Origin of the sequence: Streptomyces sp. NWU339, from assembly GCF_003143855.1 — a bacterium.
GTDB lineage: Bacteria > Actinomycetota > Actinomycetes > Streptomycetales > Streptomycetaceae > Streptomyces.
In genome coordinates this window covers 197,813-221,227 of record NZ_QFRK01000006.1, presented here as the reverse complement: position 1 = coordinate 221,227, position 23,415 = coordinate 197,813, and the positions used below count along the sequence as shown (strand labels likewise).

Here is a 23,415-nt window from a genome sequence, read left to right as displayed (position 1 = left end):
CGGACCGCCCGGACGCCTTGTGCGGCACCACGGAAGGTATGGCCGAGAACCGGGTCGTGATCACCCGTCAGTCCGAGGCGTGGAACGGCTACGAGGGCCGGCACCGGGCCGGACACCGGTCGCGCCACGACGCACTCAACGACCCTCGCCAACACCCTGCTCCTGGACGCCGCCCGCATCCAGGACACGGACAGGGTCCTCGACATCGGCTGCGGCACCGCACACCTGACCCGGCCGGCCGCCGCACCGCGGACCGTGCTGTCGGCGTCCACCTGTCCGCGCCCATGCTGGAGCGGACTCGCGCGAGCGTCGCCGCGGAACACCTCGACCACGTCTCCCCCCTCCAGGCAGACGTCCAGGTGCACCCGTTCGAGGACGCCGCCTCCGACGTCGCCCTGAGCCGTTTCGGAGTCATGTCCTTCGCCGATCCGGTCACCGTGTTCGCGCACATCGGACACGCCCTGCGGCCGGGCGGACGGCTCGCCTTCGTCCGCCCGCGGTCCTTCGACCGGACGGACCAGTCGGTGATCTTCGCAGCCGTCGCCGAGCACGTGCTCCTGCCCGATCCGTCCGAGGAGACGGAGGCCGGCCCCGCCTCCTTCGCGGACCCCGCACGCACCACACACGTCCTGCGTGACGCCGGCTTCGACGCGGCCGTCGCCGCGCCGGTCGAAGTGCCGCAGATGTGGGGCGGACGCGGAGGACGCCGCCGGCTTCCTCTTCGGCCGGGGGCCTGGGCGCCACTGGCTGCGCGACGCGGCCCCCGAAGCCGTCGACCGGGCCCGGATCCGAGGTGGACGGCTGTCCCGGGCCCCTCAGCCGGCCGCGGCCCGCAGCTGTTCGTCGCACCACCGGCGGGCGGCCTCGGCGACCTGTTCCAGCGCGCCGGGCTCCTCGAACAGGTGGGTGGCACCCGGCACGATCCGCAGGGTGTGCGGACCGCTCAGCCTGCGGGCCGCCTCCTGGTTGAGCCGTATCACCTGGTCGTCCCGTCCGCCGACGATCAGCAGGACCGGCATCCGTACGGCTTCCAGGGCGTCGCCCGCCAGGTCCGGCCGTCCGCCGCGCGACACCACGGTCAGCACCCGGGCGGGCCGCTCGGCGGCGGCGACCAGGGCCGCGCCCGCACCGGTACTGGCGCCGAACAGGGCGACGGGAAGGCCCCGGGTCTCGGACCGGACCTCGAGCCAGTCGATCGCGGCCACCAGACGGCGGGCCAGCAGGGCGATGTCGAAGCGATGCTCGCCGGTCGCCGTGTCACGCAGCTCCTCCTCCTCGGTGAGCAGGTCGATCAGCAGGGTGCCGAGCCCCGCGGTACGCAGTTCGGCGGCGACCGCACGGTTGCGCGGGCTGTGCCGGGAGCTGCCACTGCCGTGCGCGAACAGCACGACCGCCCGCGCGGGCGTCGGCACGTCGAGGTCGCCCGTCAGCTCGATGTCGTCGGCGGGCACCGTGCACACTCGGGAGAACATCCGCCTCACCCTTTTCCTCACTGCCCCGCTACCTTGAGGCGCCTGCTTCCCGCTCGCGCCGCAGCCGACGGATCACGACCCACAGATCGGCCGCCGCCGACAGGGCGAGCACACCGCATACGACCGTGATCACGACCAGCTCGCCGCGGCCGGGGCTGTCGCCGGGCCCGGATTCCGCCGCCCAGAGGCCGAAGAGCACGGCCGCCGCGGTGAAGAGCGGCAGGAAGGCACCCGCCAGCAGCAGCCGCAGCCGGAGCGGACTGCGGGCGGTGATCGGTTCGGTACCCGTTCGCGGCCAACGCCGGCCGATCGACCCGGAGCGCGCCCTCGGGGCCTCCCGTGTCGTCACGTCGGGCTCTTCGTCGCGCACGTTGCACCTCCGTCAACGGTTGGGGGCGGCCCTGCTGACATCCGCCAGGGCCGAGTGCGGGTCGTCGGTGGTGGCGAGGTCGCCGAGACTGACGATGCCGACCGGGCAGCCACCGTGCTCCACCACCGGCAGGCGACGCACGGCGTACTGCCGCATCAGTTCGATCGCGTGATCGGTGGTGTCGTCCGGCGCCAGGGTCACCACCGGCGGGCGGGTGCACACCGAGCCGACGGACGTGACGGCGGGGTCGAGGCCCTCGGCGAGGGTCCGGATCACGATGTCCCGGTCGGTGAGCATGCCGAACAGATCACAGTCGTACGTCACCAGGACGTCGCCGATGTCCTGCTCACGCATCAGCCGGGCGGCTCGCGCCACCGTGGTCATGGGCTCGACGGCGGCCGTGCCGGGCGACATCACGTCACGTATCCGCGTGGTCATGGGAACCTCCGGGTCCTGCGTCGGCGGTATGTCGCACCGCCCGCGTAGCCCGCACCGCCGACGGTAAACCGTTCGGGAGGGACGCGGTGCCGCCGCAGGAACTCACCCCTCCGTCATGAGCGCCGGTTCGAGCGTCGGCGCACGGTGAAGAGGCAGGCGAGCATGCCGAGGCCCCAGGCGATCAGGAGGGCGCCCCACAGCAGCATGGTCACCATCGGAATGAGAAGCCGGATCTCGACAGTCGTGCGGTTCTCGAAGATGAAGATCAGAGCGATCGCGGTGATCAGGACGAACGGCGTGAGGCGGCGGACGCCGGGGCGGGAAAAGAACGGTGTGTGCGCCTTGCGGCTTGTACTGGTCCGAGTCATGGGGTCTCTCCATCACGTCGCTCCTGCATCCAGCGTCCTCTTCCAGCAGGTGGTGCGCCACCGAACGATCCGCGAAGCCGTGCGACCCCTTCGGGATGTCGGCGTCAGACCATGATGACGGTGATGCGAGAGCCGCACGGGGCGATGGGATCCCCGGGGTCCGAGGTGAGAACCGTCGTCGGGCCCGGGGCAGCGAGGGCGTCGCCCTCGCGGGTGTGGCCTTCTCCCGGACCAGCAGCTCGTCCCGGAGGGACTGCCAGGTGGCCAGGTCGGCGACGGGCGGGCGGCGTCGTACGACGTCCTGTGACGCTCACCGGAACAGACCCGCGACCCGGCAGGAACTCATCGAACGAGGAGGGGTACTCGAACGAGGTGGGTGACGCCTCCCATGGGAAAGCCGGGGGACCGACTCACCGGTGAACCGCTGAACCGTCGAATGGGTGACCGGACGATGACTACGAAAACCACGGGGAAGGCCGGTGAAAAGACGGCCGGCGCGACGGACGAAGCCGTGGCGCGCGCACTGCTCGACCGGCAGCGGCGCACCTATGCGGCGCAGGCGGGCATCCGGCTGCGCAACACCCCGGCGCCGCTGTACCAGACGCTCGTGCTCGCGATCCTCCTCAGCGCTCCCATCAGGTCCGGCACCGCGGTGGCGGCGGCCAGGGCGCTGTTCGACGCCGGCATGCGCACCCCGCGGGCGATGGCGGACGCCTCCTGGCAGCAGCGCGTCGACGCACTCGGCGAGGGCGGCTACCGGCGCTACGACGAGCGGACCTCCACGATGCTGGGCAAGGGAGCCGAACTGCTGCTGGAGCGCCACGGCGGCGATCTGCGCCGGCTGCGTGAGGAACCCGACCCGAAGAAGGCCCTGATGGGCATACCCGGGATCGGGCCCACCGGGGTCGACATCTTCCTGCGTGATGTGCAGGGCGTGTGGCCGGAGTACGCGCCGTACATCGACCGCAAGGCACTGGACGGCGCCCGGCGGCTCGGGCTGCCGGCCTCGCCCGACAGGCTGAGCAGCCTCGTTTCCGCCCGCGAGATGCCCCGGCTGGCGGACGGCCTGGTCCACGCGGCCCTCGACAAGCCGCTGGCGGACGAGGTGCTCACCGCCGCCGGGGCGGCCTGACAGAACCCTCCGCAGGGAACAGGGCACGGCAACCGGGTGACACACCGCCACGGGGCGAACGTCGCCCGGTGTGGCACTGGCCGGTGCCGGTGACTTCCAGTCAACTTCGCCGGGCCGGCGGCCGATCGGTGCGTACGGGTGGTGTCGGCACCGAAGATTCCCGTCAACCCATTACCAAGCGTTTAGTGAGCAGATACCTTTCTCCTTGCCGGTGGCAGGGGCAGAGCGATCCAGCCATCCCTGCCTGTCCGGAGTACCGCCGCACGTCGTTCGGCCTGTTTCGGTTTTACGCCCATTTCTCATGGACCGCCGGAAGGAAGCGCTTTGAACGCTCGGAACCGCCGCACCACGGTAGTCGCCGTATCCGTCGCAGGGCTCATAACGCCGCTGCTGCTGATCGGTTCGGGCACCGCCTCCGCCCACAGCAACCCTGCCAAGGAGGCTGCCAAGCTCGCGAATAAGCTCGTCAAGAAGAGCGACGCCAAGGATGCCCACGAGCATCTGAAGCAGTTCCAGCGGATCGCCGACAAGAACGGGAACACCCGGGTGGCCGGGTCGGAGGGACACCGGAAGTCGGCCGAGTACGTCGAAGGCCTGCTGCGGAAGGCCGGGTACTCGGTGACCCGGAACGAGTTCGACTTCCCGTTCACCGAGACGCTGGCGCAGAGCATGCGGGTGGTGTCGCCGCAGCAGCAGGACGTCCCGGTGACCGCCATGACGTACTCCGCCAACAGCCCGGTGGGCGGCATCACCGCCCCGGTCGCGGTGGTGCCGGTCGACGACACCACCGGCTGCGAGCCGGGGGACTACGCCCCCGAGACGTTCACCGGCAAGATCGCGCTGATCAAGCGCGGCGGCTGCACCTTCGCGGAGAAGCAGGAGACCGCCGCCGGTGCGGGCGCGGTCGGCGCGATCATCTACAACAACACCGAGGGCGCGCTCAACGGCACCCTGGGAGACCCCGCCGTCGCCAAGATCCCGACAGGCGGCGTCACGCAGGCGGACGGCGAGGCGCTCGCGGCCAAGGCCGCTGCCGGCGCGGTGACCGTCAACCTGGAGATCCGCACCTTCTCGGAGACCCGGCGCACCTACAACGTGATCGCCGAGACCAAGGGCGGCGTCGCCGACAACGTGGTGATGTTCGGCGCCCACCTGGACTCGGTGGCGGACGGCCCGGGCATCAACGACAACGGCTCCGGCTCCGCCGGCATCCTCGAGGTGGCCCTGAACCTCGCCCACGAGAAGACCAAGAACAAGGTGCGCTTCGCCTGGTGGTCGGCTGAGGAGTTCGGCCTGCTGGGCTCGGAGGCGTACGTCGACAGCCTCTCGGCGGCGGACCGTGCGAAGGTCAAGCTGTACCTGAACTTCGACATGATCGCCTCGCCGAACTACGCCCAGTTCGTCTACGACGGCGACGACTCCGACCAGGTCGGTGCCGGCCCCGGCCCGGAGGGCTCGGCGCAGTTGGAGCGGCAGATCACCGACTACCTGGACAGCCGGCGCATCCCGCACGAGGGCACCGACTTCACCGGCCGGTCGGACTACGGGCCGTTCATCGAGGTGGGCATCCCCTCGGGCGGCACCTTCACCGGCGCCGAGGGCATCAAGACGGCCGAGCAGGCGAAGGCGTACGGCGGCAAGGTCGGTGTCGCGTACGACGCCTGCTACCACGCCGCCTGCGACAACCTGAAGAACATCGACATGAAGGCGTTCGACGTCAACATCGACGTCATCGCCAACGCGGCGGGCCAGTACGCCTGGGACACCAGCCTTCTGAGCAAGCCGGTGGCGCCGCGGAACACCAAGGGCTCGGCGGGCAGTGGCGGCGGCCTGCACGAGGGCCACGACCACGAGGTCACCGAGTAACTCCCGGCACACACAGGGGAGGGCCGGACAGTCCGGCCCTCCCCTCGCCGCTGAGACCCCTTGCGGTGGGAGCCCCGGCCGGGTGCTCCCACCCTGCGGCAGACGCACCGCACCCGCCACCACAGGTCCTTCGCACCCTCCACGGCAGGCAGCGCCGCGTCGGTCGGGTCGGTCGAATCGGCACGAAATCCCAGGCCACAGTCACCACCCGGAGTCTCGACCAAACCCGGAACGGTTCACGGGACCGTCTAGGAGGTGCTGCGGCTGTCGGCTTCGGCTTGGGCTATGGCTTCGGCTTCGCTGTCGGCCAGTGCGAGTGTGACACCGAACGCCCGGGCGATGTGGCCCGCCGCCGACATGACGCGCGCTGTCCCCACGACGGGGGCGATGGCGACGAGGAGGTCCTGCAACTGTTCGACCGTGAAGTCGGCTTTGATCGCGGGGTTGATGTGGGCCAGGTAGGAGACCGCCGGTGCGTCCATCGCCACAAGTGCGGCAATGCGAGCCTGGATGAGCGTTCGCTCGTCCATGTGGCAGTGCTCGATGGAATCGATCGTCATGGCGGCGATCGTGTCGAGTACAGGGGTCTCGGATGCAGTGGCCATGGCTGGACCGCCTTCTGGTGCTGTAGAGAGCTGAACCGCCACCCGCTCAATGCGGAACCCCCCGCCTGCCCGGCGGCTACCACTCAAGCGTAGGCACTCTCAGGTGGTGGCGCGCGGTGAGCCGGTCGGCCGTATCCGGCGTGCTGATCCTGCCCCACCGTGTCAGCGCGCCCCGTGTCCTCCTCCTCGATCGTGGAAGCATTCATTGATCGCAGGAAATCTCAGCCAACCATTCTGGGGTGTAGCACTCAGCGAACGACCACTTCTGGTCCGAGTAGCGGTCGTCCGTGCTGTCGGTGTACACCTCAAGCCTGCCTTGCGGCGTCAAGCGGTGGTACTCGCGAATCGGGTCACCCTCCACAGTGGGGTAAGTCACCTTCAGTTCTGCGCTCTCACCGCTCTTCAGAGCTCGCCGGAGACAGGCGATTTCCCGCACCGCCTGCTTCTGTATCTCCTCACCCTGAGCCAAGCTCACTTCGCCACAACTTGAAAGCTCAGCTCTGGACTCCCAGCGGTCCTCGACCGGATCGTCCAGCATGCCGCAACCTGCAGCCAGCAAGAACGTGGCCGCTACCGCGACGAGCCGCGCGCGGACCGAAACAGCCGCCACACAGCGACGACAGGCCCTACTCCGACCTGTCGTCCGCGCCGGGTCCGCCGGCCCCACCCGCCGCGACTGGTCCGCCACGTCGTCATCGAGGTACACGAGCGGATGCGTCTTCGCTCCCAAAGCCCCTCCCCGAACCCCATGCTTGATCGCGGCCGCACCATACCCGCCGGCTCCGAAATGAGATGCGCCGATTCCGCTCCTCCGGGCCGTCCCCGGGCCGTCCGAGGTCGCTCGCTACCACCCGACGGCGACCGACAACGACCATTTGTCCACGGGCCCACGCCTCCCCGACCGGCAAAGATCCAGCCCACTGAGACCGGGGACAAGACCCAGGGCGAGAAGTCACCTCAGGTTGCGCCCCGTGGCGGATCCGGCAGATTGTGCCGCGCGTGACCGCGTTCTCCGGCGCGGTACGGCGTCCGCCTGCGGGTGTCCGCGATGCTGAAGAGGGCGACGAGCAGGCGGAAGGACTCGGCGAGTTCGTAGGCCGGAAGTCCTTCCATCCCGAAGCACCACTTCGTGAGCCGCACCGCCGGCGTGTGAGTAGAGCGAATGCCGGAACGCGCAATGCTCTCCGGCACGTCCTCCTCGCAGGCGCGGGCCTTCCCGCAGACAGGCAGGTCGCGCCGAGTGCGTGTCCCACTGCGTGACAACGCAGATGAACAGCGGCGGACGAGCGCGGACGCCTGTGCACCCATCGCACCAGGTGAGAGGCGCTCCGGCCCGAGGTCGGAAGCCCACCCGAGTTGCTTCGGACGAAGAGGTCGCCGGGCCTTCCGCGATGATTGGCCGTCCGGTCGTGGCCGACAGTTTGAGCGGCACTCATCCAGCTCCCGCGGCCATCCTCTGGCCAAGACAGACCGGACCAAGTGAGTGAACCGTCCTGGCTGCGATGTCACCGTGGGTTCACATCCCACCGCCTCCGCGCGATGCACAGTGAGAACAGCCCCTGGCCTGGGTGTTCGGTCGGGGGCCGTTCTTGTGTCCGGCTACTGTGACTGCCCGGTGTTCCCCGTGGTTTCCTGCTGGATCGGGCACGCTGGGGCACGGGCGGCTCTCCTGGCTCTCCGGGGGAGGGAAGGCCAGGGGGGCCTCGTCGGGTCTAGGCGGCGGTCACGCGGTTGTCTGCGACCGTCGGGCTGATACCGCACTCACCGCAGAGCCGCAGACCAGGACTGCTGACAGCGCGATCAAGTTGGTCAGAACGTCTTGGATCTGTGCGACGGGGACGTAGACGACCACGATGACGACGAGGACGGCAGCCCAGTCTCGCAGCCGGGGGATTGAAAGTCGGTTTGCCGAGGTCACACTCATAGCAGTACCTCCTGGGTGCCCGCCCGCCGATCGCTGCTCGTGCCAGGAAGCCTGCGCAGCGATCGGTGGGCTTTCGGGTCGGGCCACTGTGATGTAGGTCTCCCCTCGGCGCGCAGTGAAGTAACGGTGCGTAAGGGTGATCTGACCCATGGTCACGAGGTGTGGGGGTGTGCGAAGTCACGACATCCGCGATGGGGGTGGCAAGGCTCGCCCGGCGGCCCGATAGTCGGATGTCTGTTCGATGACCGGACGGTGAGGTGCGCCCGACAAGGTCGACGGAGTCTCCATGGCCGAGTCAAGCCGACGGGGCGCCGCTCCTCGGTTGAGCGGCGCCCCGCCTGGAACAGGTTCGACCCTCATCCCCATCAGGTCGATCACGGGACGCTGCGGCCCCCGTAACCCGCTTCGGGCCCCTGCCGGCCAGCCGCTGATGTACTGCTGACCTCCCTCACTTACGCGGGCGGCTACGACCGGGCGAGTGGACACCGGTGCTCGTGAGGTCCGGTCCTGGCAGGGGAGAACGGCAAGACGACCGGCGCCCACCAGGCCCTCCTTCTCCATGGGCAGTAGATGCGGCCTCGGGTCGACAGGAAAGAGGTCAGTGGATGAGCGGGGACACAGGAGGGGCGGTACTGCGAAGGGCGTGTACGGCTGTTCGCGCTGCTCGCTCCACCGTGGAGATGCCGTGAGACATGCTCGGGCTGCCGTGAGAGAGGATGACGACGTAGAACGTGCTCCCGTGTGCTTCGACTCGGCCCATGCTGTTGATCACCCAGCGTTGCGATTGGGAGCGCTGCAGCCAGCCGTTCTTGAGTTGCCAACGGCTGCCTTCCGCAGACACTCCCCAGTCCTGATCGGCGTCGATCCGGCCCATGAAGGTCTGGATCAGGTGGCGTGAGGCTTTGCTGAGCGGTGAATGTTCGGCGAACACGTCGGTCAACAGGGTTAGTTGGTCTGCCGCAGTGGTGCGGGTGAGGCCCCATTGGGCACCTGGTCCTGCTTGGGTGGAGGTCAGCCCCAGGGTCTTGTTGGCGTCAGCGAGCCCTGGGCCGCCGCCGATACGTTGCCACAGGGCATCTGCGGAGTCGTTGTCGCTGCTCTGGATCATTGAGGCGGCGGTGGATGTCTCCCACGAGGTGAGCGACCGTCTTTCGCGCTGGGCACGCAGCAGCAGTGCGGCCAGGATGTTCACCTTCGCCACGCTCGCGGTGACGTGTGTTTGTGAGCCGTACACCGTCCGTCGGCCGGTCCTGGGCTCCAGAACGGCGACCGACACCTGAGTGCCGCTCTGTGCTCGAATCGGTTCGAGCAGACGAGTGAGCGCGTCGTTCACATCCGTCGGGGCCGGCGTCCGCGTGTCGGGGAGGCCTGGCGGCGCTTGGGCCGGCTTGCTGTTCGCCGGCGTCAAAGGTGCCTGGTTCTGTGCCGGGGGGCGTCCGGCCCGGTCACCGGTTGTGGTGTGACCGACAGCGAAGCAGCCCGTGAGCAGCATGCCCGCTGCTGAGCACGCCAGTACCAGATGTATCCGCTCCCGCCGCGCGCAGGCCTTGTCGTGTCCGCTCGGGCCGGGCGGGACAGGCTGGCGCCCCGTTCCGTGGGGTGGACAGGCGGCATGATTCGGATTCATCGGGAACCTCAATCGCACAAGCAGGAGACAATCGGAGGGAAAATCACGCCCACAGTCTTTTCCGGGGTGAGGCACGCCGCATCCCAGGGCGGTTTCCCCCTAAAGGCGTAACGCGCCCATGGCGGACGCCACCTGACGGGCCCTTGGAAATGAAGCGGAGGCCCGTCTCTCGCGGCCCTGCGCACCTGCCCCGCACCACCATGTCGTGCGACGCGCCACCCCCTGGCCCCCGGGTGCGGTGGCCTGCCCACGCCACTCTTCCCGGTGAGCACCTTGCAGCGTTTGGGGGAGTTGCGCGGCTGGCTGTGGGTGTCATCGAGGCCGGTCTGGGTGTGGAGTACGTCGGCTGTCCCAGGTGCCGGTGAGGCATGCTGTGCATGCGGGGTGCCTCGTTGCACCCTCACCGGCCTCAGCCGCGCTGCCGTCGTGTGTCGTCGACCGGAATCAGCCGCGGCGGTCGGCCCGTGGCGGCGGCTTCGGAGCCCTCAACTCGGGAAGCTTGGGTTCGTCGATGGGTGGCCGCTTGGCTGACCTGCGACGGAGCGGCCACGGGGCCTGCCGACACTCGGCGTTGCCGTCCTGGCCCAACTCCGGGGTGGATCCGACCGAGGTCGCCGAACGTGCGGGCAACAGCGTGGAGGCCCTGCTGAGCCACTACGCGAAGTGCCTGGACGGGCGGCAGGGCGTCGCCAACCGGCGCATCGAGGACCTGCTGCGCGAGTACGAGTGACGTCACCGGCCTCGGAACCGGAGCCCCTGGAGTCTTCTCCAGGGGCTCCGGTGTCACCTGGGGCCGTCCGTGGGGGACGGGTGCGGTCTCATCAGCCCCATCGGGTGGTGATGGCTTCCTCGACGCTGAAGACCGTGTCGCACTCGGCGCACTGTGCGTCGCCGAAGACATGGGTCACCTTGTGTGCGATGTCGGGGTGGCCATCCGCGAGCGCGCGCGAGTGAAGGGTTCGGGCCAGCCCGTCCAAGGCTTCGGAGGACCGGGGCTGCAACGGTACCTTTCTCGCTGCGGATTGCTTCATGTACATGCTGTCTGTGGTGGAGAAGAAGCCGTCCTCTCCGAGGACTATGAAGTTCTCCGAGGCACATGCAGGACAGGAGACCTCATACTCTCCCTCGTGCAATCCGTCGAGCTGCTCGCCCCAGACCTCGACACCCTGAAAACTCAAAAGCGTGGCCAGCAAATCGATGTAAGTCCCCGGGGCGTCAGCGAGTGTGGGGTCCTGAAGGGCTTCCTCGGTCAGTCGGATCAGCTCGGATATCTCCGAGGCGTAGGTCACCCGGGGATCTTTCCCGTCGTGAGGCCGGTCCGTGCTGACCATGATCGAGCCGGCCAGATACAGCGGCGCCTGACGATCCGGGGTCGACCATTGCCGCGCCATCTGGGTCAGAGCAGGCAAGGCTGCGTAGCTCGCCGAGTAGACAGTCTCCTGATGGCACAGCCGGGACCACAGTTCGTCCCAGGCGGGGCTCTGTGGGTCCGCACTCGCTCCATCGAGCAGGCCGGGGACGTCTTCTGCCGTGCCATAGGCGTGGTGGAGCCGAGACCAGTCAGTCATGCCGCTGATCTAAGCAGTCGACTGCCGTGTGACGGCGTGGCGGCCGGGGATACGGGATCGGCAGGCGCACCGTTGCAACGAGCATCGGCTGACCGTCCGCCGAAAGCGCCAGTCACCTGCGGCGATGCTCCAAGATCCCGTCCACGCCTCGTCCGCAGACCCCGACATAAGGCCGCTCCGGGCGGCACACGCCTGCACATACGCGAAGACCCCGTCCTCAGCGAAAGCGCTGATGGCGGGGTCTTTGGGCACCTCATGCAAGGTGCCCCCGGCAGGATTCGAACCTGCGCACACGGCTCCGGAGGCCGTTGCTCTATCCCCTGAGCTACGGGGGCGTGTCGGTTGCGGTGATCGCTTCGACGGGTAGAACAGTACCAGTTCTGGAGGGGTGGGGAGGAACCCGTTTCCCGGAGGGCGTCACCCTGGGTGCCCGCGGGGGCATCCTTGGGGTGGAAGTCGGGAAAACGCGGACGCGGTGGCCGGTCTCGACCTACTCTCGAGTTGTGCCAGGGGCGTCGCGCCGGGTCCTTGTTGTGGACGACAACAAGGTCATCCGGCAGTTGATCAGGGTCAATCTCGAGCTTGAGGGCATCGAGGTCGTGACCGCGGCCGATGGTGCCGAGTGTCTGGAAGTCGTCCATCAGGTGCGGCCCGACCTCGTCACCCTCGATGTCGCCATGCCGCGGCTGGACGGGCTCAGGACCGCGGCCCGGTTGCGTTCCGATCCCCGTACCTGTGAGCTTCCGCTCGCCATCATCAGTGCCTGTACCCGGTACGAGGTCGAGAGCGGGCTTGAGGTCGGGGTCGACGCCTTCCTCGCCAAGCCCTTCGAGCCCAGTGAACTCGTGCGGGTGGTCCGGGGGTTGGTCGAGCGGCGGCGGTGCGGAAGCGGTGGGGGCAGAGACGGTGGCCGTGGTGTCGGCGGTGCCGAGCGGGCTGCCGGGCACGCCGGGGGGTAGCGGGGACGGGTGGTCTGTCCGGCGGGGCGTCCACATGGCGGACTCCCGGTAAAGCGGCTCGCCCTCTCACCCCCCTCCTCCCATACGCTTGTCCCGTGACCCCCGTCGAGCTCTCCCGCACCGTGCTGTACGCGGTGCGTCGTGCCGTCGACGAAGGGGAGCTGCGGGTGACCGTTCCCGAGCGGGTCGCCGTCGTGCCGCCGGGGCCCGGGGGGTGCGGGGAGTACGCCACCAACGTCGCGCTCCAGCTGGCCGGCCCGGCCGGGCACACACCCCGGCATGTCGCCGAGGTGCTGCGGGCCCGGCTCCTTCAGGCCGGCGGCATCAGTGACGTCGTCGTCACCGGGCCCGGGTTCATCAACATCAGTCTGCGGGGGTCCGCTCCCGTCGCCCTCGTGGAGGAGATCCTGGGGGCAAGCGGCTCCGGTGGCGCTCCTTACGGGCATCTGGACGGGGGGAGGAGCGGGAGCCGGGAGCGGGTGCTGCTGCACGGGGCCGCCGAGGTGCGTGCCCTCGTCCAGGTCGACGCCCTCGCTCGCATCCTGCGGTCCCAGGGAGTGGTGGTGCGGACCAGCTGGGATCCACCGGTCTCCGCGCCCGAGTGGGACGCCGCTTCGGCCCTTCTCGGGGTCGTCCTCGACAGCAGCGAGAACGGCGGCCAGTACGACGCCCTGCGCGTCGACGTCCGGCCCGTGCCCGCTCCCGGCGACCCGCTGCCCCTCGGCCGGGACGCCGCGCGGTGGGCGTTGCTCCGGCCCGCGTCGCACGACCGGCCCCGGATCACCGGCGAGCACCTGGTCCAGCGGGAGAGCAACCCCCTCTTCCGGGTGCGCTACGCCCACGCCCGCACCCGTGCCCTCCTGCGCAACGCCGCCGACCTCGGGTTCGGGCCCGAGCCCGGCCCCGTCGGCGTGAGCGAAGCCCAGCCCCTGCTCGCCGCCCTCGCCGACCACCCCCGCGTCCTGGCCGCTGCCGCCCGGCACCGTGCCCCCGACCGGCTCGCCCGGCACCTCGTCACCGTGGCCGATGCCACGCAGCCCCTGCTTCCCGCCGTGCTGCCCCTCGGTGAGGAGAAACCCTCGGCCGCCCACCGCGCCCGGCTCGCGCTCGCCGAAGCCGCCGGGACGGTGCTGGCCGGCGGCCTGTCCCTGCTCGGCATCGACGCACCCGACCATCTGTGAAAGAGCACGCGAAGAATGAGCCGTTCCGCACACCCCGCCGGACCCCGTCACGCCGACGTCCTCCCCGAGGGGCACTATTTCGCACCGCCCGCCGATCTCAACGCCCTCGACCCGAAGGTGTGGGCGCAGACCGTCAGCCGTGACGAGGACGGTGTGGTCACCGTCGGCGGGATTCCCGTCACGCGGCTCGCCGAGGAGTTCGGCACCCCCGCCTACATCCTCGACGAGACCGACTTCCGCGCCCGCGCGCGAGCCTGGCGCAACGCCTTCGGGAGCGACGCCGACGTGTTCTACGCCGGCAAGGCGTTCCTCTCCCGGGCCGTCGTGCGGTGGCTCGACGAGGAGGGGCTGAACCTCGACGTCTGCTCCGGCGGGGAACTGGCCACCGCCCTGTCCGCCGGCATGCCCGCCGACCGGATCGCCTTCCACGGCAACAACAAGTCCGCAGCGGAGATCCGCCGGGCCGTCGAGGCCGGTGTCGGGCGGATCGTGCTCGACTCCTTCCAGGAGATCGTCCGGGTCGCGCACATCGCGCAGTCGCTCGGCACCCGGCAGCGGGTGCAGATCCGGATCACCGTCGGCGTCGAGGCGCACACGCACGAGTTCATCGCCACCGCCCACGAGGACCAGAAGTTCGGGATCCCGCTCGCCGGCGGGCAGGCCGCCGAGGCCGTGCGGCGGGCGCTCCGGCTGGACGGGCTGGAGGTCATCGGCATCCACAGCCACATCGGGTCGCAGATCTTCGACATGTCGGGGTTCGAGGTCGCCGCGCACCGGGTGGTCGGGCTGCTCAAGGACATCCGCGACGAGCACGGCGTCGAGCTGCCCGAGATCGACCTCGGGGGCGGTCTCGGCATCGCCTACACCAGCGACGACGACCCCCGCGAGCCGCACGAGATCGCCAAGGCGCTGACCGAGATCGTCACCCGGGAGTGCGAGGCCGCCCGCCTCAGCGTCCCGCGCATCTCCGTGGAGCCGGGGCGTGCCATCGTCGGGCCGACCGCCTTCACGGTGTACGAGGTCGGCACCGTCAAGCCGCTGGAGGGCCTGCGCACCTACGTCTCCGTCGACGGCGGGATGTCGGACAACATCCGCACCGCGCTCTACGACGCCGAGTACAGCGTCGCCCTCGTCTCCCGCCGCTCCGACGCCGAGCCGATGCTCAGCCGGGTCGTCGGCAAGCACTGCGAGAGCGGGGACATCGTGGTGCGCGACGCCTTCCTGCCGGGGGACCTGGCGCCGGGCGACCTGATCGCCGTACCGGCCACCGGGGCGTACTGCCGGTCGATGGCCAGCAACTACAACCACGTCCTTCGCCCGCCCGTCGTCGCCGTCGCGGACGGCGAGGCGCGGGTGATCGTCCGGCGCGAGACCGAGGAGGACCTCCTCCGTCTCGACGTCGGGTGAGGTAAGAACAGAGAACGCGAGGGGACGCGGGAGAGGGAGGCGGAAGATCTTCGGTTCTCGCGGGCTTCGCAACGAAATTGATGTCTCACGATCCGGACAAAGGGCAGAAACTTCCGTCCGGTGAGTGAGACTGGTGCAATCGAGACGGTAATCGGGAAACGAGGTCGGATGATGCGTACGCGTCCGCTGAAGGTGGCGCTGCTGGGCTGTGGAGTGGTCGGCTCAGAGGTGGCGCGCATCATGACGACGCAGGCCGACGACCTCGCGGCCCGCATCGGAGCCCCGGTGGAGCTCGCCGGGGTCGCCGTGCGGCGCCCCGACCGGGTGCGTGAGGGCATCCCGGCCGAGCTGGTCACCACCGACGCCACCGCCCTCGTCAAACGGGGCGACCTCGATGTCGTCGTCGAGGTCATCGGCGGGATCGAGCCCGCGCGGACGCTGATCACCACCGCCTTCGCGCACGGCGCGTCCGTGGTCTCCGCGAACAAGGCGCTGCTCGCCCAGGACGGCGCCGCGCTGCACGCCGCCGCCGAGGAGCACGGCAAGGACCTCTACTACGAGGCCGCCGTCGCCGGTGCCATTCCGCTGATCCGGCCGCTGCGCGAGTCGCTCGCCGGTGACAAGGTCAACCGGGTGCTCGGCATCGTCAACGGGACGACGAACTTCATCCTCGACGCCATGGACACCACCGGCGCCGGCTATCAGGAGGCGCTCGACGAGGCCACCGCCCTCGGGTACGCGGAAGCCGACCCCACCGCCGACGTCGAGGGCTTCGACGCCGCCGCCAAGGCCGCCATCCTCGCCGGAATCGCCTTCCACACGCGTGTGCGGCTCGACGACGTCCACCGCGAGGGCATGACCGAGGTCACCGCCGCCGACATCGCCTCGGCGAAGGAGATGGGCTGCACCATCAAACTGCTCGCCATCTGCGAGCGGGCCGATGACGGCGCCTCCGTCACCGCGCGCGTGCATCCGGCGATGATCCCGCTCACCCACCCGCTGGCCTCGGTGCGCGGCGCCTACAACGCCGTGTTCGTGGAGTCGGAGGCCGCCGGGCAGCTGATGTTCTACGGACCCGGCGCCGGCGGGGCGCCCACCGCCTCCGCCGTGCTCGGCGACCTCGTCGCCGTCTGCCGCAACCGGCTGGGCGGGGCCACCGGACCGGGCGAGTCCGCCTACGCGGCGCTGCCGGTCTCGCCGATGGGCGATGTCGTCACGCGCTACCACATCAGCCTCGATGTGGCCGACAAGCCGGGCGTTCTCGCTCAGGTCGCGACCGTGTTCGCGGAGCACGGCGTCTCGATCGACACGGTTCGCCAGCAGGGCAAGGACGGGGAGGCCTCCCTCGTCGTCGTCACCCACCGTGCGTCCGACGCGGCCCTCGGCGGCACCGTCGAGGCGTTGCGCAAGCTCGACACCGTGCGCGGTGTCGCCAGCATCATGCGGGTTGAAGGAGAGTAACCAGCAATGACCCACCAGTGGCGCGGAATCATCGAGGAGTACCGGGACCGGCTGCCGGTCGCCGACACCACGCCGGTTGTGACGCTCCGTGAGGGCGGTACGCCGCTCGTGCCCGCGCAGGTGCTCTCCGAGCGCACGGGCTGCGAGGTCCACCTCAAGGTGGAGGGCGCCAACCCGACCGGGTCCTTCAAGGACCGGGGGATGACCATGGCCATCTCCAAGGCCAAGGAGGAGGGCGCGCAGGCCGTCATCTGCGCCTCCACCGGCAACACCTCCGCCTCCGCCGCCGCCTACGGCGTGCGCGCCGGGATGGTCTCCGCGGTGCTCGTGCCGCAGGGCAAGATCGCGCTCGGCAAGATGGGCCAGGCCCTGGTGCACGGGGCGAAGATCCTCCAGGTCGACGGCAACTTCGACGACTGCCTCACCCTCGCCCGCGCGCTCAGCGACAACTACCCCGTGGCGCTGGTCAATTCGGTCAACCCGGTGCGTATCGAGGGGCAGAAGACGGCCGCCTTCGAGATCGTGGACATGCTCGGTGACGCTCCCGACATCCACGTCCTCCCGGTGGGCAACGCGGGTAACATCACCGCCTATTGGAAGGGCTACCGGGAGTACGCCGCCGACGGCGTGGCCACCCGGACCCCGCGCATGTGGGGCTTCCAGGCCTCCGGCAGCGCCCCGATCGTGCGCGGTGAGGTCGTCAAGGACCCGGCGACCATCGCCACCGCCATCCGGATCGGCAACCCGGCCTCGTGGCAGTACGCGCTCGCCGCGCGGGACGAGTCCGGCGGCCTCATCGACGAGGTGACGGACCGTGAGATCCTGCGCGCCTACCGGCTGTTGGCCTCGCAGGAGGGCGTCTTCGTCGAGCCCGCGTCCGCCGCGTCGGTCGCCGGTCTGCTGAAGGCCGCCGAGCAGGGCAAGGTCGACCCGGGGCAGAAGATCGTGTGCACCGTCACCGGCAACGGTCTGAAGGACCCGGACTGGGCCGTCGCCGGCGCCCCGCAGCCGGTCACCGTCCCGGTGGACGCCGCCGCGGCCGCCGAACGGCTCGGGCTGGTCTGACAGGGCTGAGGGGGCTGACGGGCCCGCGCGCCCCCGGCCCCCTCGGCGCCCTCCGCGCCCTGCAGCCGCCGCATCGGACGGCAGGAAGGGCGTAAGAGGGCGCTTGCCCGGGGAAGTTTCCCACGGGGGGTGCACAGGGGGCTTGCGACACGCCTCGTGCGCCTCCCGTGCGCCCTATGTCGACACGGAACCGTCCTTCGATAGGCTGTACTCAACCCACCCGCCGCATATGCCGCGGTACCGCGTCGTCCCCGTGGTCCGGAAGCGACCCCCGAAAGGCGCGGAAGGCGGCCGGCCACCCTGGTCGGCGGCGATCCCCGGGTTTCGTACGCCGTCGAATGTGATTCGACGGTCACCAGCTCAACCGACAGTCGCCCAGATCCAACGACAGTCACCAGCTCAAGGAGAGTCAACGAGCGATGGCCGGTCCCGCGTTCCGCGCCGCCGCCGTCCGGGTGCGCGTCCCCGCCACCAGCGCCAACCTCGGTCCGGGCTTCGACGCCCTGGGCCTCGCGCTGGGCCTGTACGACGACGTGGTCGTCCGGGTGGCCGACGCCGGGCTGCACATCGACATCGCCGGTGAGGGCGGCGAGACCCTCCCGCGCGACGAGAGGCACCTGCTCGTACGCTCCCTGCGCACCGCCTTCGACCTGCTGGGCGGACAGCCGCGCGGCCTGGAGATCGTCTGCGCCAACCGCATTCCGCACGGCCGGGGCCTGGGCTCCTCCTCGGCCGCCATCTGCGCCGGCATAGTCGCCGCCCGCGCCGTGACCATAGGCGCCGAGGCCAAGCTCGACGACACCGCGCTGCTCGAACTCGCCACCGAGATCGAGGGCCACCCCGACAACGTCGCCGCCTGCCTGCTGGGCGGCTTCAGCCTCTCCTGGATGGAGGGCGGTGCGGCCCGCGCGATCAGGCTGGAGCCCGCCGAATCCATCGTCCCGGTGGTCTTCGTACCGGGTAGGCCCGTCCTCACCGAGACCGCCCGCGGCCTGCTGCCGCGTACCGTGCCGCACGTCGACGCCGCCACCAACGCGGGCCGTGCCGCCCTGCTCGTCGAGGCTCTGACCAGGCGTCCCGAACTGCTGCTGCCCGCCACCGAGGACCGCCTGCACCAGGACTACCGGGCCCCCGCCATGCCCGAGAGCGCGGCCCTGGTGGAGCGGCTGCGCGCGGACGGCGTCCCCGCAGTGATCTCCGGTGCCGGGCCCACCGTCATGGCGCTGGCCGACGCCGACACCGCCGACAAGGTCGAAGCACTGGCCGGCGCCGACTGGGCCGCCAACCGGCTCCGTCTCGATCTGCAGGGAGCGAGCGTGCTTCCGCTTGCCGCCTGACACACGGTTGCCGGATGAGGAGAGGGGGAATGTTTGTTGGATCCGGTAGTGTTAACCTCAAGTCTGCACCCGACCCCACCACGGCGAGGTGCCTCGTGTCCCCGTTCGGGACAGACATTCTTCCGGGAGCTCCCCAAGCCACACCGTGTTCTCTGCGCCGTACGCGGACAGTGCGTCGCACGCGGACACTGAACGGCCCGCCGAGCACGCTCCGGAACCGGTGCGACCGCGCCACGTGACACTGGATGTCAAGGCTCGGCAAGCGCCATCACCAGAAATTTCTTCCGCCGTTCCGGCGGACAACCGCCCCGGCACGGTTCGCACAGTAAGGACCGAAGCCGGACAGCACAACCGGTCGCCGAGCCAGACAGGCCGACGTCCGCTCCAGGGAAGGACCCTTCGTGAGCGACACCACCGATCTGATGGGCGCACGTGTCGAGGAGACCGCTGCCGCGCCCGCCACGGACGCTTCCGCGCCTGCCAGCGGTGCCGGCTCCCGGCGGCGCCGCGGTACCGGCCTCGAAGGCATGGTGCTGGCCGAGCTTCAGCAGGTCGCATCGGGCCTCAATATCAGGGGCACCGCGCGTATGCGCAAGAGTCAGCTGATCGAGGTCATCAAGGAGGCGCAGGCGGGAGCAGGCGCCACCGCGCCGAAGAACGAGGCCCCGGCCGAGGCGGCGGAGACCAAGCCCAAGCGCCGCGCCACCTCCCGGACCCGTACGGGTGAGACCGCCGAGAAGAAGCAGGCCGCCGCCGAGGACGCCGCGGCCCAGCAGCAGATCGACATTCCCGGCCAGACGGCGCCGAAGGTCTCCGCGCCGGCCGAGCAGGCCCCCGCCACCGAGGCCGCCCCCGTCGAGCGCCGCCGTCGCGTCACCGCCGAGGCGGGTGCTCCGGCCGCCGCGTCGGAGAAGACCGCCGCCGAGGCGAAGACCGAGCCGCAGGACGAGTCGAAGACCGAGGCCCAGTCGCAGCAGTCGCAGGGTGACGCCAAGTCCGACCACGACGGCCACGACGGGCGCCGCCGCGACCGCCGTGACCGCGGCCGCAATGACCGGGGCGACCGGGCAGACCGCGGTGACCGTCGCCACAGGGGCGACGACCAGCAGCAGACCCAGAGCGGTCAGGGTGGTCAGGGGCGTCAGCAGAGCCAGCAGCAGGGCGGCGGCCGTCAGGACGACGGTTATGACGACGACGGTAGCGGCCGTCGCGGCCGGCGCGGCCGCTACCGCGACCGTCGCGGCCGGCGCGGGCGCGACGACGTGCAGGAGCCGCAGATCACCGAGGACGACGTCCTGATCCCGGTCGCGGGCATCCTCGACATCCTCGACAACTACGCGTTCATCCGGACCTCCGGCTACCTGCCCGGCCCGAACGACGTGTACGTCTCCCTCGCCCAGGTCCGCAAGAACGGCCTGCGCAAGGGCGACCACCTCACCGGCGCGGTGCGCCAGCCCAAGGAGGGCGAGCGCCGCGAGAAGTTCAACGCGCTGGTCCGCCTGGACTCCGTCAACGGCATGGCGCCCGAACACGGCCGCGGCCGCCCGGAGTTCAACAAGCTCACCCCGCTGTACCCGCAGGACCGCCTCCGTCTGGAGACCGACCCCGGTGTCCTCACCACGCGGATCATCGACCTCGTGTCGCCGATCGGCAAGGGCCAGCGCGGTCTGATCGTGGCCCCGCCGAAGACCGGCAAGACCATGATCATGCAGGCGGTCGCCAACGCGATCACGCACAACAACCCCGAGTGCCACCTGATGGTCGTCCTCGTCGACGAGCGTCCGGAAGAGGTCACCGACATGCAGCGGTCGGTGAAGGGCGAGGTCATCTCCTCGACCTTCGACCGCCCGGCCGAGGACCACACCACGGTCGCCGAACTCGCCATCGAGCGCGCCAAGCGCCTGGTGGAGCTGGGTCACGACGTCGTCGTGCTGCTCGACTCGATCACCCGTCTGGGCCGTGCGTACAACCTCGCCGCCCCGGCCTCCGGCCGCATCCTCTCCGGTGGTGTCGACTCGACGGCGCTCTACCCGCCGAAGCGCTTCTTCGGCGCGGCCCGCAACATCGAGGACGGCGGCTCGCTGACCATTCTCGCCACCGCGCTGGTGGACACCGGGTCCCGCATGGACGAGGTGATCTTCGAGGAGTTCAAGGGCACCGGCAACATGGAGCTCAAGCTCGACCGGAAGCTCGCCGACAAGCGCATCTTCCCCGCGGTGGACGTCGACGCGTCCGGTACCCGCAAGGAGGAGATCCTGCTCGGCAGTGACGAACTGGCCATCGTCTGGAAGCTGCGCCGGGTGCTGCACGCGCTCGACTCGCAGCAGGCGATCGAACTGCTCCTCGACAAGATGAAGCAGACGAAGTCGAACGCCGAGTTCCTGCTGCAGATCCAGAAGACGACGCCGACACCGGGCAACGGCGACTGACGTCGTTCTACCCCACCTCGGCTCCGCCTGGCACAAGGGCCGCTCCCCTCCGAGGGGAGCGGCCCTTTGCATGCACTCGGACAGGTGTACGATCACGCTGTTCCGGGCCGATCTTCACATCGCGACCCGAACTTCCGATCCCGAGGGGGGACTTGCGTGGGTACTTCCATGTCCGGGGGCGGTCGGCACAGACGCCGGGTCAGAATCGCGCTGCCCGTCGCCGCCGCCGGCGTCGCCGCGGCCGTCACCGCCGCACTGCTGACCTCGTCCGCCGGCGCCGCCACCGCGCTGCCGCAGCCGACCGCCGCCCCGGCGTTCAGCTCGCCGTCACCGGCCGAGCTGAAGAAGCGCGTCGCCGGCGCGCTCGCCGGTGACGACACCGCCGGCCAAACGAACCGGTCGTCGCTGAGCAAGAGCACCACCATCGGCGCCGGCAGCAGCGGCTCCGTCATCGACGCGAAGATCATCGGTGGCAGCACGACCAGCATCACCTCCGCGCCCTGGATGGCGCAGCTCCACTACTACGACGACCGGGGCACCAGCCGCACGAGCGACGACATCGGCTTCTTCTGCGGTGGTGCCGTCGTGGCCCCGACGAAGATCCTCACCGCCGCGCACTGCGTCAAGGGATACAACTGGAACGCCAACGGCGCCGTCGTCACGGGGACCGCGCAGCTCCCCTCGGCCGACGGAAACCTGAGCGGCGGCACCGTCTCCGGTGTCTGGCGTCAGTGGAACCACCCGTCGTACAACGCGACGACCATCGACAACGACATCGCGGTGCTCACCCTGCCCGGCCCCGTCAAGGCCACCCCGATCCGCATGACCACCTCCGGCGACACCGCCTCCTACGCCGCCGGAAAGAGCGCCAAGGTCTACGGCTGGGGCCGCACCAGCTCCACCAGCCAGGACGTCTCCGAGACGCTGAAGGCCGCCACGCTGCCCATCCAGTCCGACGCCACGTGCGCCCGCACCTACGGCGCCGACTTCGTCAAGGGCCACATGGTCTGCGCGGGCAAGCCCGCCTCCGGCACCGACAGCGGCACCACCTCCGCCTGCAACGGCGACTCCGGCGGCCCGCTGGTCGTGAACAACCGGATCGTCGGCGTCGTCTCCTGGGGTGTGAGGGACTGCGTCGAGAAGGGCGCCTACAGCGTCTTCGCCAAGGTGAGCAGCTACGTCGGGGCCGCCTACGCACGCGTCGACGACACCAACATCAGCGGCGACCACCGCGCCGACCTGTGGGTGCGCAAGTCCTCGACGGGGACCGGCTACTCCATGGACTCCAAGGGCTCCTCCTTCGCCGCCCGCGAGTCCTGGGGCAACTGGAAGGGCGTCAACGTCGTCCTGCAGACCGACCTCAACCGGGACGGGTACCAGGACCTGGTGTACCGGCGCAGCAGCGACGGCGCCGTCTACTGGACCCGGTACGTGATCTCCAGCGGCACCTGGTCCACCAAGCGCATCTTCGACAACTGGAAGTCCCGTACCCGCATCGTCACCCCCGGTGACGTCACCGGCGACTACCTGCCCGACCTGCTGTCCGTGGACTCCGCCGGTGTGCTGTGGATCTACCCGGGCAAGGGCAACGGCACCTTCTCCGCCCGCGTGAAGGTCGGCTCCGGCTGGAACCAGTACAACTCCGTGCGCGGCCACGGCGACTTCAACGGCGACGGGAAGACCGACCTGATCGCCCGCCACAAGAGCACCGGCGCGGTGTACCTGTACCGGGGCACCGGTAAGGCCGGCACCGGCGCCTTCTCCGGCCGGGTCAAGGTCCGCACCTGGAGCAGCAAGACGTACAACGCCTTCGCCACCGTGGGCGACGTCAGCGGCGACGGCAAGGCCGACTTCCTGGCCCGCACCCCCGGCGGCACCCTGTACCTGTACAAGGGCACCGGGAAGGCCACGAGCGGGATCTTCGCCGCCAGGATCTCCGTCGGTACCGGTTTCCAGCAGTACGGCATCTTCGGCTGACGGCGCGGGACACCGCAGGTGAGCGCCGTGCTCACCGCTCCTGAACGGAACACCCCGGGCCCGGCCGTGCAACGGCCGGGCCCGGGTGCCGTGCGGCCACGGACCGGTCCCTCCCTCCGGCCGGGCGGCGGAACGACGGGTACGGCGGGACGATGGTTGCTGTACGGGTCGTCATCCGGCCGGGTCCGGCACCGGAGGCAGGGGTGACCGACCGGGCAGGAGCTGAGGA

At 70.0% G+C, this 23,415-nt stretch carries 19 protein-coding genes, 1 tRNA gene and 4 pseudogenes; 12 read left to right on the top strand and 12 right to left on the bottom strand.

Going from position 1 to position 23,415, the window contains the following annotated elements; genetic code table 11:
• Window positions 1-38: 38 nt before the first annotated feature.
• A pseudogene (locus tag DIZ27_RS48410) lies at window positions 39-431 on the top strand (methyltransferase domain-containing protein); the annotation flags it as partial.
• A gap of 384 nt (window positions 432-815) precedes the next feature.
• Here the strand turns inward: DIZ27_RS48410 and DIZ27_RS10375 are convergent.
• The 6 genes and pseudogenes from DIZ27_RS10375 to DIZ27_RS46940 all read right to left on the bottom strand — a co-directional run.
• Window positions 816-1,472, bottom strand: coding sequence for a dienelactone hydrolase family protein (locus DIZ27_RS10375; RefSeq protein ID WP_109378046.1), 657 nt, complete (start codon window positions 1,470-1,472; stop codon window positions 816-818).
• A 28-nt stretch (window positions 1,473-1,500) separates the two neighbouring features.
• Window positions 1,501-1,842 carry a DUF6343 family protein gene (locus tag DIZ27_RS10370; RefSeq protein WP_219933604.1) on the bottom strand — a complete coding sequence of 114 codons (342 nt, stop codon included), beginning with the start codon at window positions 1,840-1,842 and terminating at the stop codon, window positions 1,501-1,503.
• 12 nt (window positions 1,843-1,854) lie between these two features.
• A complete protein-coding gene (locus DIZ27_RS10365; RefSeq protein WP_109378045.1) occupies window positions 1,855-2,280 on the bottom strand; it encodes a CBS domain-containing protein in 426 nt (141 codons plus the stop codon).
• 113 nt (window positions 2,281-2,393) lie between these two features.
• Window positions 2,394-2,648 carry a hypothetical protein gene (locus tag DIZ27_RS10360; protein ID WP_109378044.1) on the bottom strand — a complete coding sequence of 85 codons (255 nt, stop codon included), beginning with the start codon at window positions 2,646-2,648 and terminating at the stop codon, window positions 2,394-2,396.
• Between the two features lie 104 nt (window positions 2,649-2,752).
• A pseudogene (locus DIZ27_RS46945) lies at window positions 2,753-2,848 on the bottom strand (DNA-binding protein); the annotation flags it as partial.
• A pseudogene (locus DIZ27_RS46940) lies at window positions 2,837-2,916 on the bottom strand (DUF899 domain-containing protein); the annotation flags it as partial. The pseudogenes DIZ27_RS46940 and DIZ27_RS46945, both read right to left, overlap by 12 nt.
• A 183-nt stretch (window positions 2,917-3,099) precedes the next feature.
• Here DIZ27_RS46940 and DIZ27_RS10355 point away from each other — a divergent pair.
• Both DIZ27_RS10355 and DIZ27_RS10350 read left to right on the top strand, forming a co-directional pair.
• Complete coding sequence (locus tag DIZ27_RS10355) at window positions 3,100-3,780, top strand: endonuclease (RefSeq protein WP_109378105.1); 681 nt, start codon at window positions 3,100-3,102, stop codon at window positions 3,778-3,780.
• 324 nt (window positions 3,781-4,104) lie between these two features.
• A complete protein-coding gene (locus DIZ27_RS10350; RefSeq protein ID WP_109378043.1) occupies window positions 4,105-5,646 on the top strand; it encodes a M28 family metallopeptidase in 1,542 nt (513 codons plus the stop codon).
• A 248-nt stretch (window positions 5,647-5,894) separates the two neighbouring features.
• On the opposite strand, the gene DIZ27_RS10345 is transcribed toward DIZ27_RS10350, so the two are convergent.
• The 4 genes from DIZ27_RS10345 to DIZ27_RS10325 all read right to left on the bottom strand — a co-directional run bounded on the left by DIZ27_RS10345 (window position 5,895) and on the right by DIZ27_RS10325 (window position 9,508).
• Entirely contained in the window at window positions 5,895-6,251 is a 357-nt protein-coding gene (locus DIZ27_RS10345; RefSeq protein ID WP_109378042.1) for a carboxymuconolactone decarboxylase, read from the bottom strand.
• 202 nt (window positions 6,252-6,453) lie between these two features.
• Window positions 6,454-6,981: a hypothetical protein gene (locus tag DIZ27_RS45120; protein ID WP_146228924.1), complete on the bottom strand. Its 528-nt coding sequence runs from the start codon at window positions 6,979-6,981 to the stop codon at window positions 6,454-6,456.
• A gap of 227 nt (window positions 6,982-7,208) precedes the next feature.
• A complete protein-coding gene (locus tag DIZ27_RS10335; protein WP_219933603.1) occupies window positions 7,209-7,559 on the bottom strand; it encodes a DUF5958 family protein in 351 nt (116 codons plus the stop codon).
• Between the two features lie 1,214 nt (window positions 7,560-8,773).
• Window positions 8,774-9,508 carry a serine hydrolase gene (locus DIZ27_RS10325; protein WP_181383464.1) on the bottom strand — a complete coding sequence of 245 codons (735 nt, stop codon included), beginning with the start codon at window positions 9,506-9,508 and terminating at the stop codon, window positions 8,774-8,776.
• Between the two features lie 853 nt (window positions 9,509-10,361).
• On the opposite strand from DIZ27_RS10325, the pseudogene DIZ27_RS45635 reads away from it, so the two are divergent.
• Window positions 10,362-10,532, top strand: a pseudogene (locus tag DIZ27_RS45635) (site-specific integrase); the annotation flags it as partial.
• A 91-nt stretch (window positions 10,533-10,623) separates the two neighbouring features.
• Here DIZ27_RS45635 and DIZ27_RS10320 read toward each other — a convergent pair.
• Complete coding sequence (locus DIZ27_RS10320) at window positions 10,624-11,370, bottom strand: hypothetical protein (protein ID WP_109378038.1); 747 nt, start codon at window positions 11,368-11,370, stop codon at window positions 10,624-10,626.
• Window positions 11,371-11,633: 263 nt separating this feature from the next.
• Window positions 11,634-11,705 (bottom strand) — tRNA-Arg (locus DIZ27_RS10315).
• A 114-nt stretch (window positions 11,706-11,819) separates the two neighbouring features.
• Between DIZ27_RS10315 and DIZ27_RS10310 the strand changes: the two genes are divergently transcribed.
• The 8 genes from DIZ27_RS10310 (at window position 11,820) to DIZ27_RS10275 (ending at window position 23,186) form a co-directional block, all read left to right on the top strand.
• The gene (locus tag DIZ27_RS10310) at window positions 11,820-12,329 is read left to right on the top strand and encodes a response regulator (RefSeq protein ID WP_109378104.1); all 510 of its coding nucleotides are present in this window, start codon (window positions 11,820-11,822) and stop codon (window positions 12,327-12,329) included.
• Window positions 12,330-12,424: 95 nt separating this feature from the next.
• A complete protein-coding gene (nrtL, locus tag DIZ27_RS10305; RefSeq protein WP_109378037.1) occupies window positions 12,425-13,510 on the top strand; it encodes an ArgS-related anticodon-binding protein NrtL in 1,086 nt (361 codons plus the stop codon).
• A 15-nt stretch (window positions 13,511-13,525) separates the two neighbouring features.
• The gene (lysA, locus tag DIZ27_RS10300) at window positions 13,526-14,917 is read left to right on the top strand and encodes a diaminopimelate decarboxylase (RefSeq protein WP_109378036.1); all 1,392 of its coding nucleotides are present in this window, start codon (window positions 13,526-13,528) and stop codon (window positions 14,915-14,917) included.
• Window positions 14,918-15,085: 168 nt separating this feature from the next.
• Window positions 15,086-16,378, top strand: coding sequence for a homoserine dehydrogenase (locus DIZ27_RS10295; protein WP_109378035.1), 1,293 nt, complete (start codon window positions 15,086-15,088; stop codon window positions 16,376-16,378).
• A 6-nt stretch (window positions 16,379-16,384) separates the two neighbouring features.
• On the top strand, window positions 16,385-17,443 hold the full coding sequence (thrC, locus tag DIZ27_RS10290) for a threonine synthase (RefSeq protein WP_109378034.1): 1,059 nt from the start codon (window positions 16,385-16,387) through the stop codon (window positions 17,441-17,443).
• A gap of 419 nt (window positions 17,444-17,862) precedes the next feature.
• On the top strand, window positions 17,863-18,780 hold the full coding sequence (gene thrB / locus DIZ27_RS10285) for a homoserine kinase (protein WP_109378033.1): 918 nt from the start codon (window positions 17,863-17,865) through the stop codon (window positions 18,778-18,780).
• Window positions 18,781-19,181: 401 nt separating this feature from the next.
• Window positions 19,182-21,209 carry a transcription termination factor Rho gene (gene rho / locus DIZ27_RS10280; RefSeq protein WP_109378032.1) on the top strand — a complete coding sequence of 676 codons (2,028 nt, stop codon included), beginning with the start codon at window positions 19,182-19,184 and terminating at the stop codon, window positions 21,207-21,209.
• Window positions 21,210-21,377: 168 nt separating this feature from the next.
• Window positions 21,378-23,186: a trypsin-like serine protease gene (locus DIZ27_RS10275; protein ID WP_109378031.1), complete on the top strand. Its 1,809-nt coding sequence runs from the start codon at window positions 21,378-21,380 to the stop codon at window positions 23,184-23,186.
• Window positions 23,187-23,415: the final 229 nt, after the last annotated feature.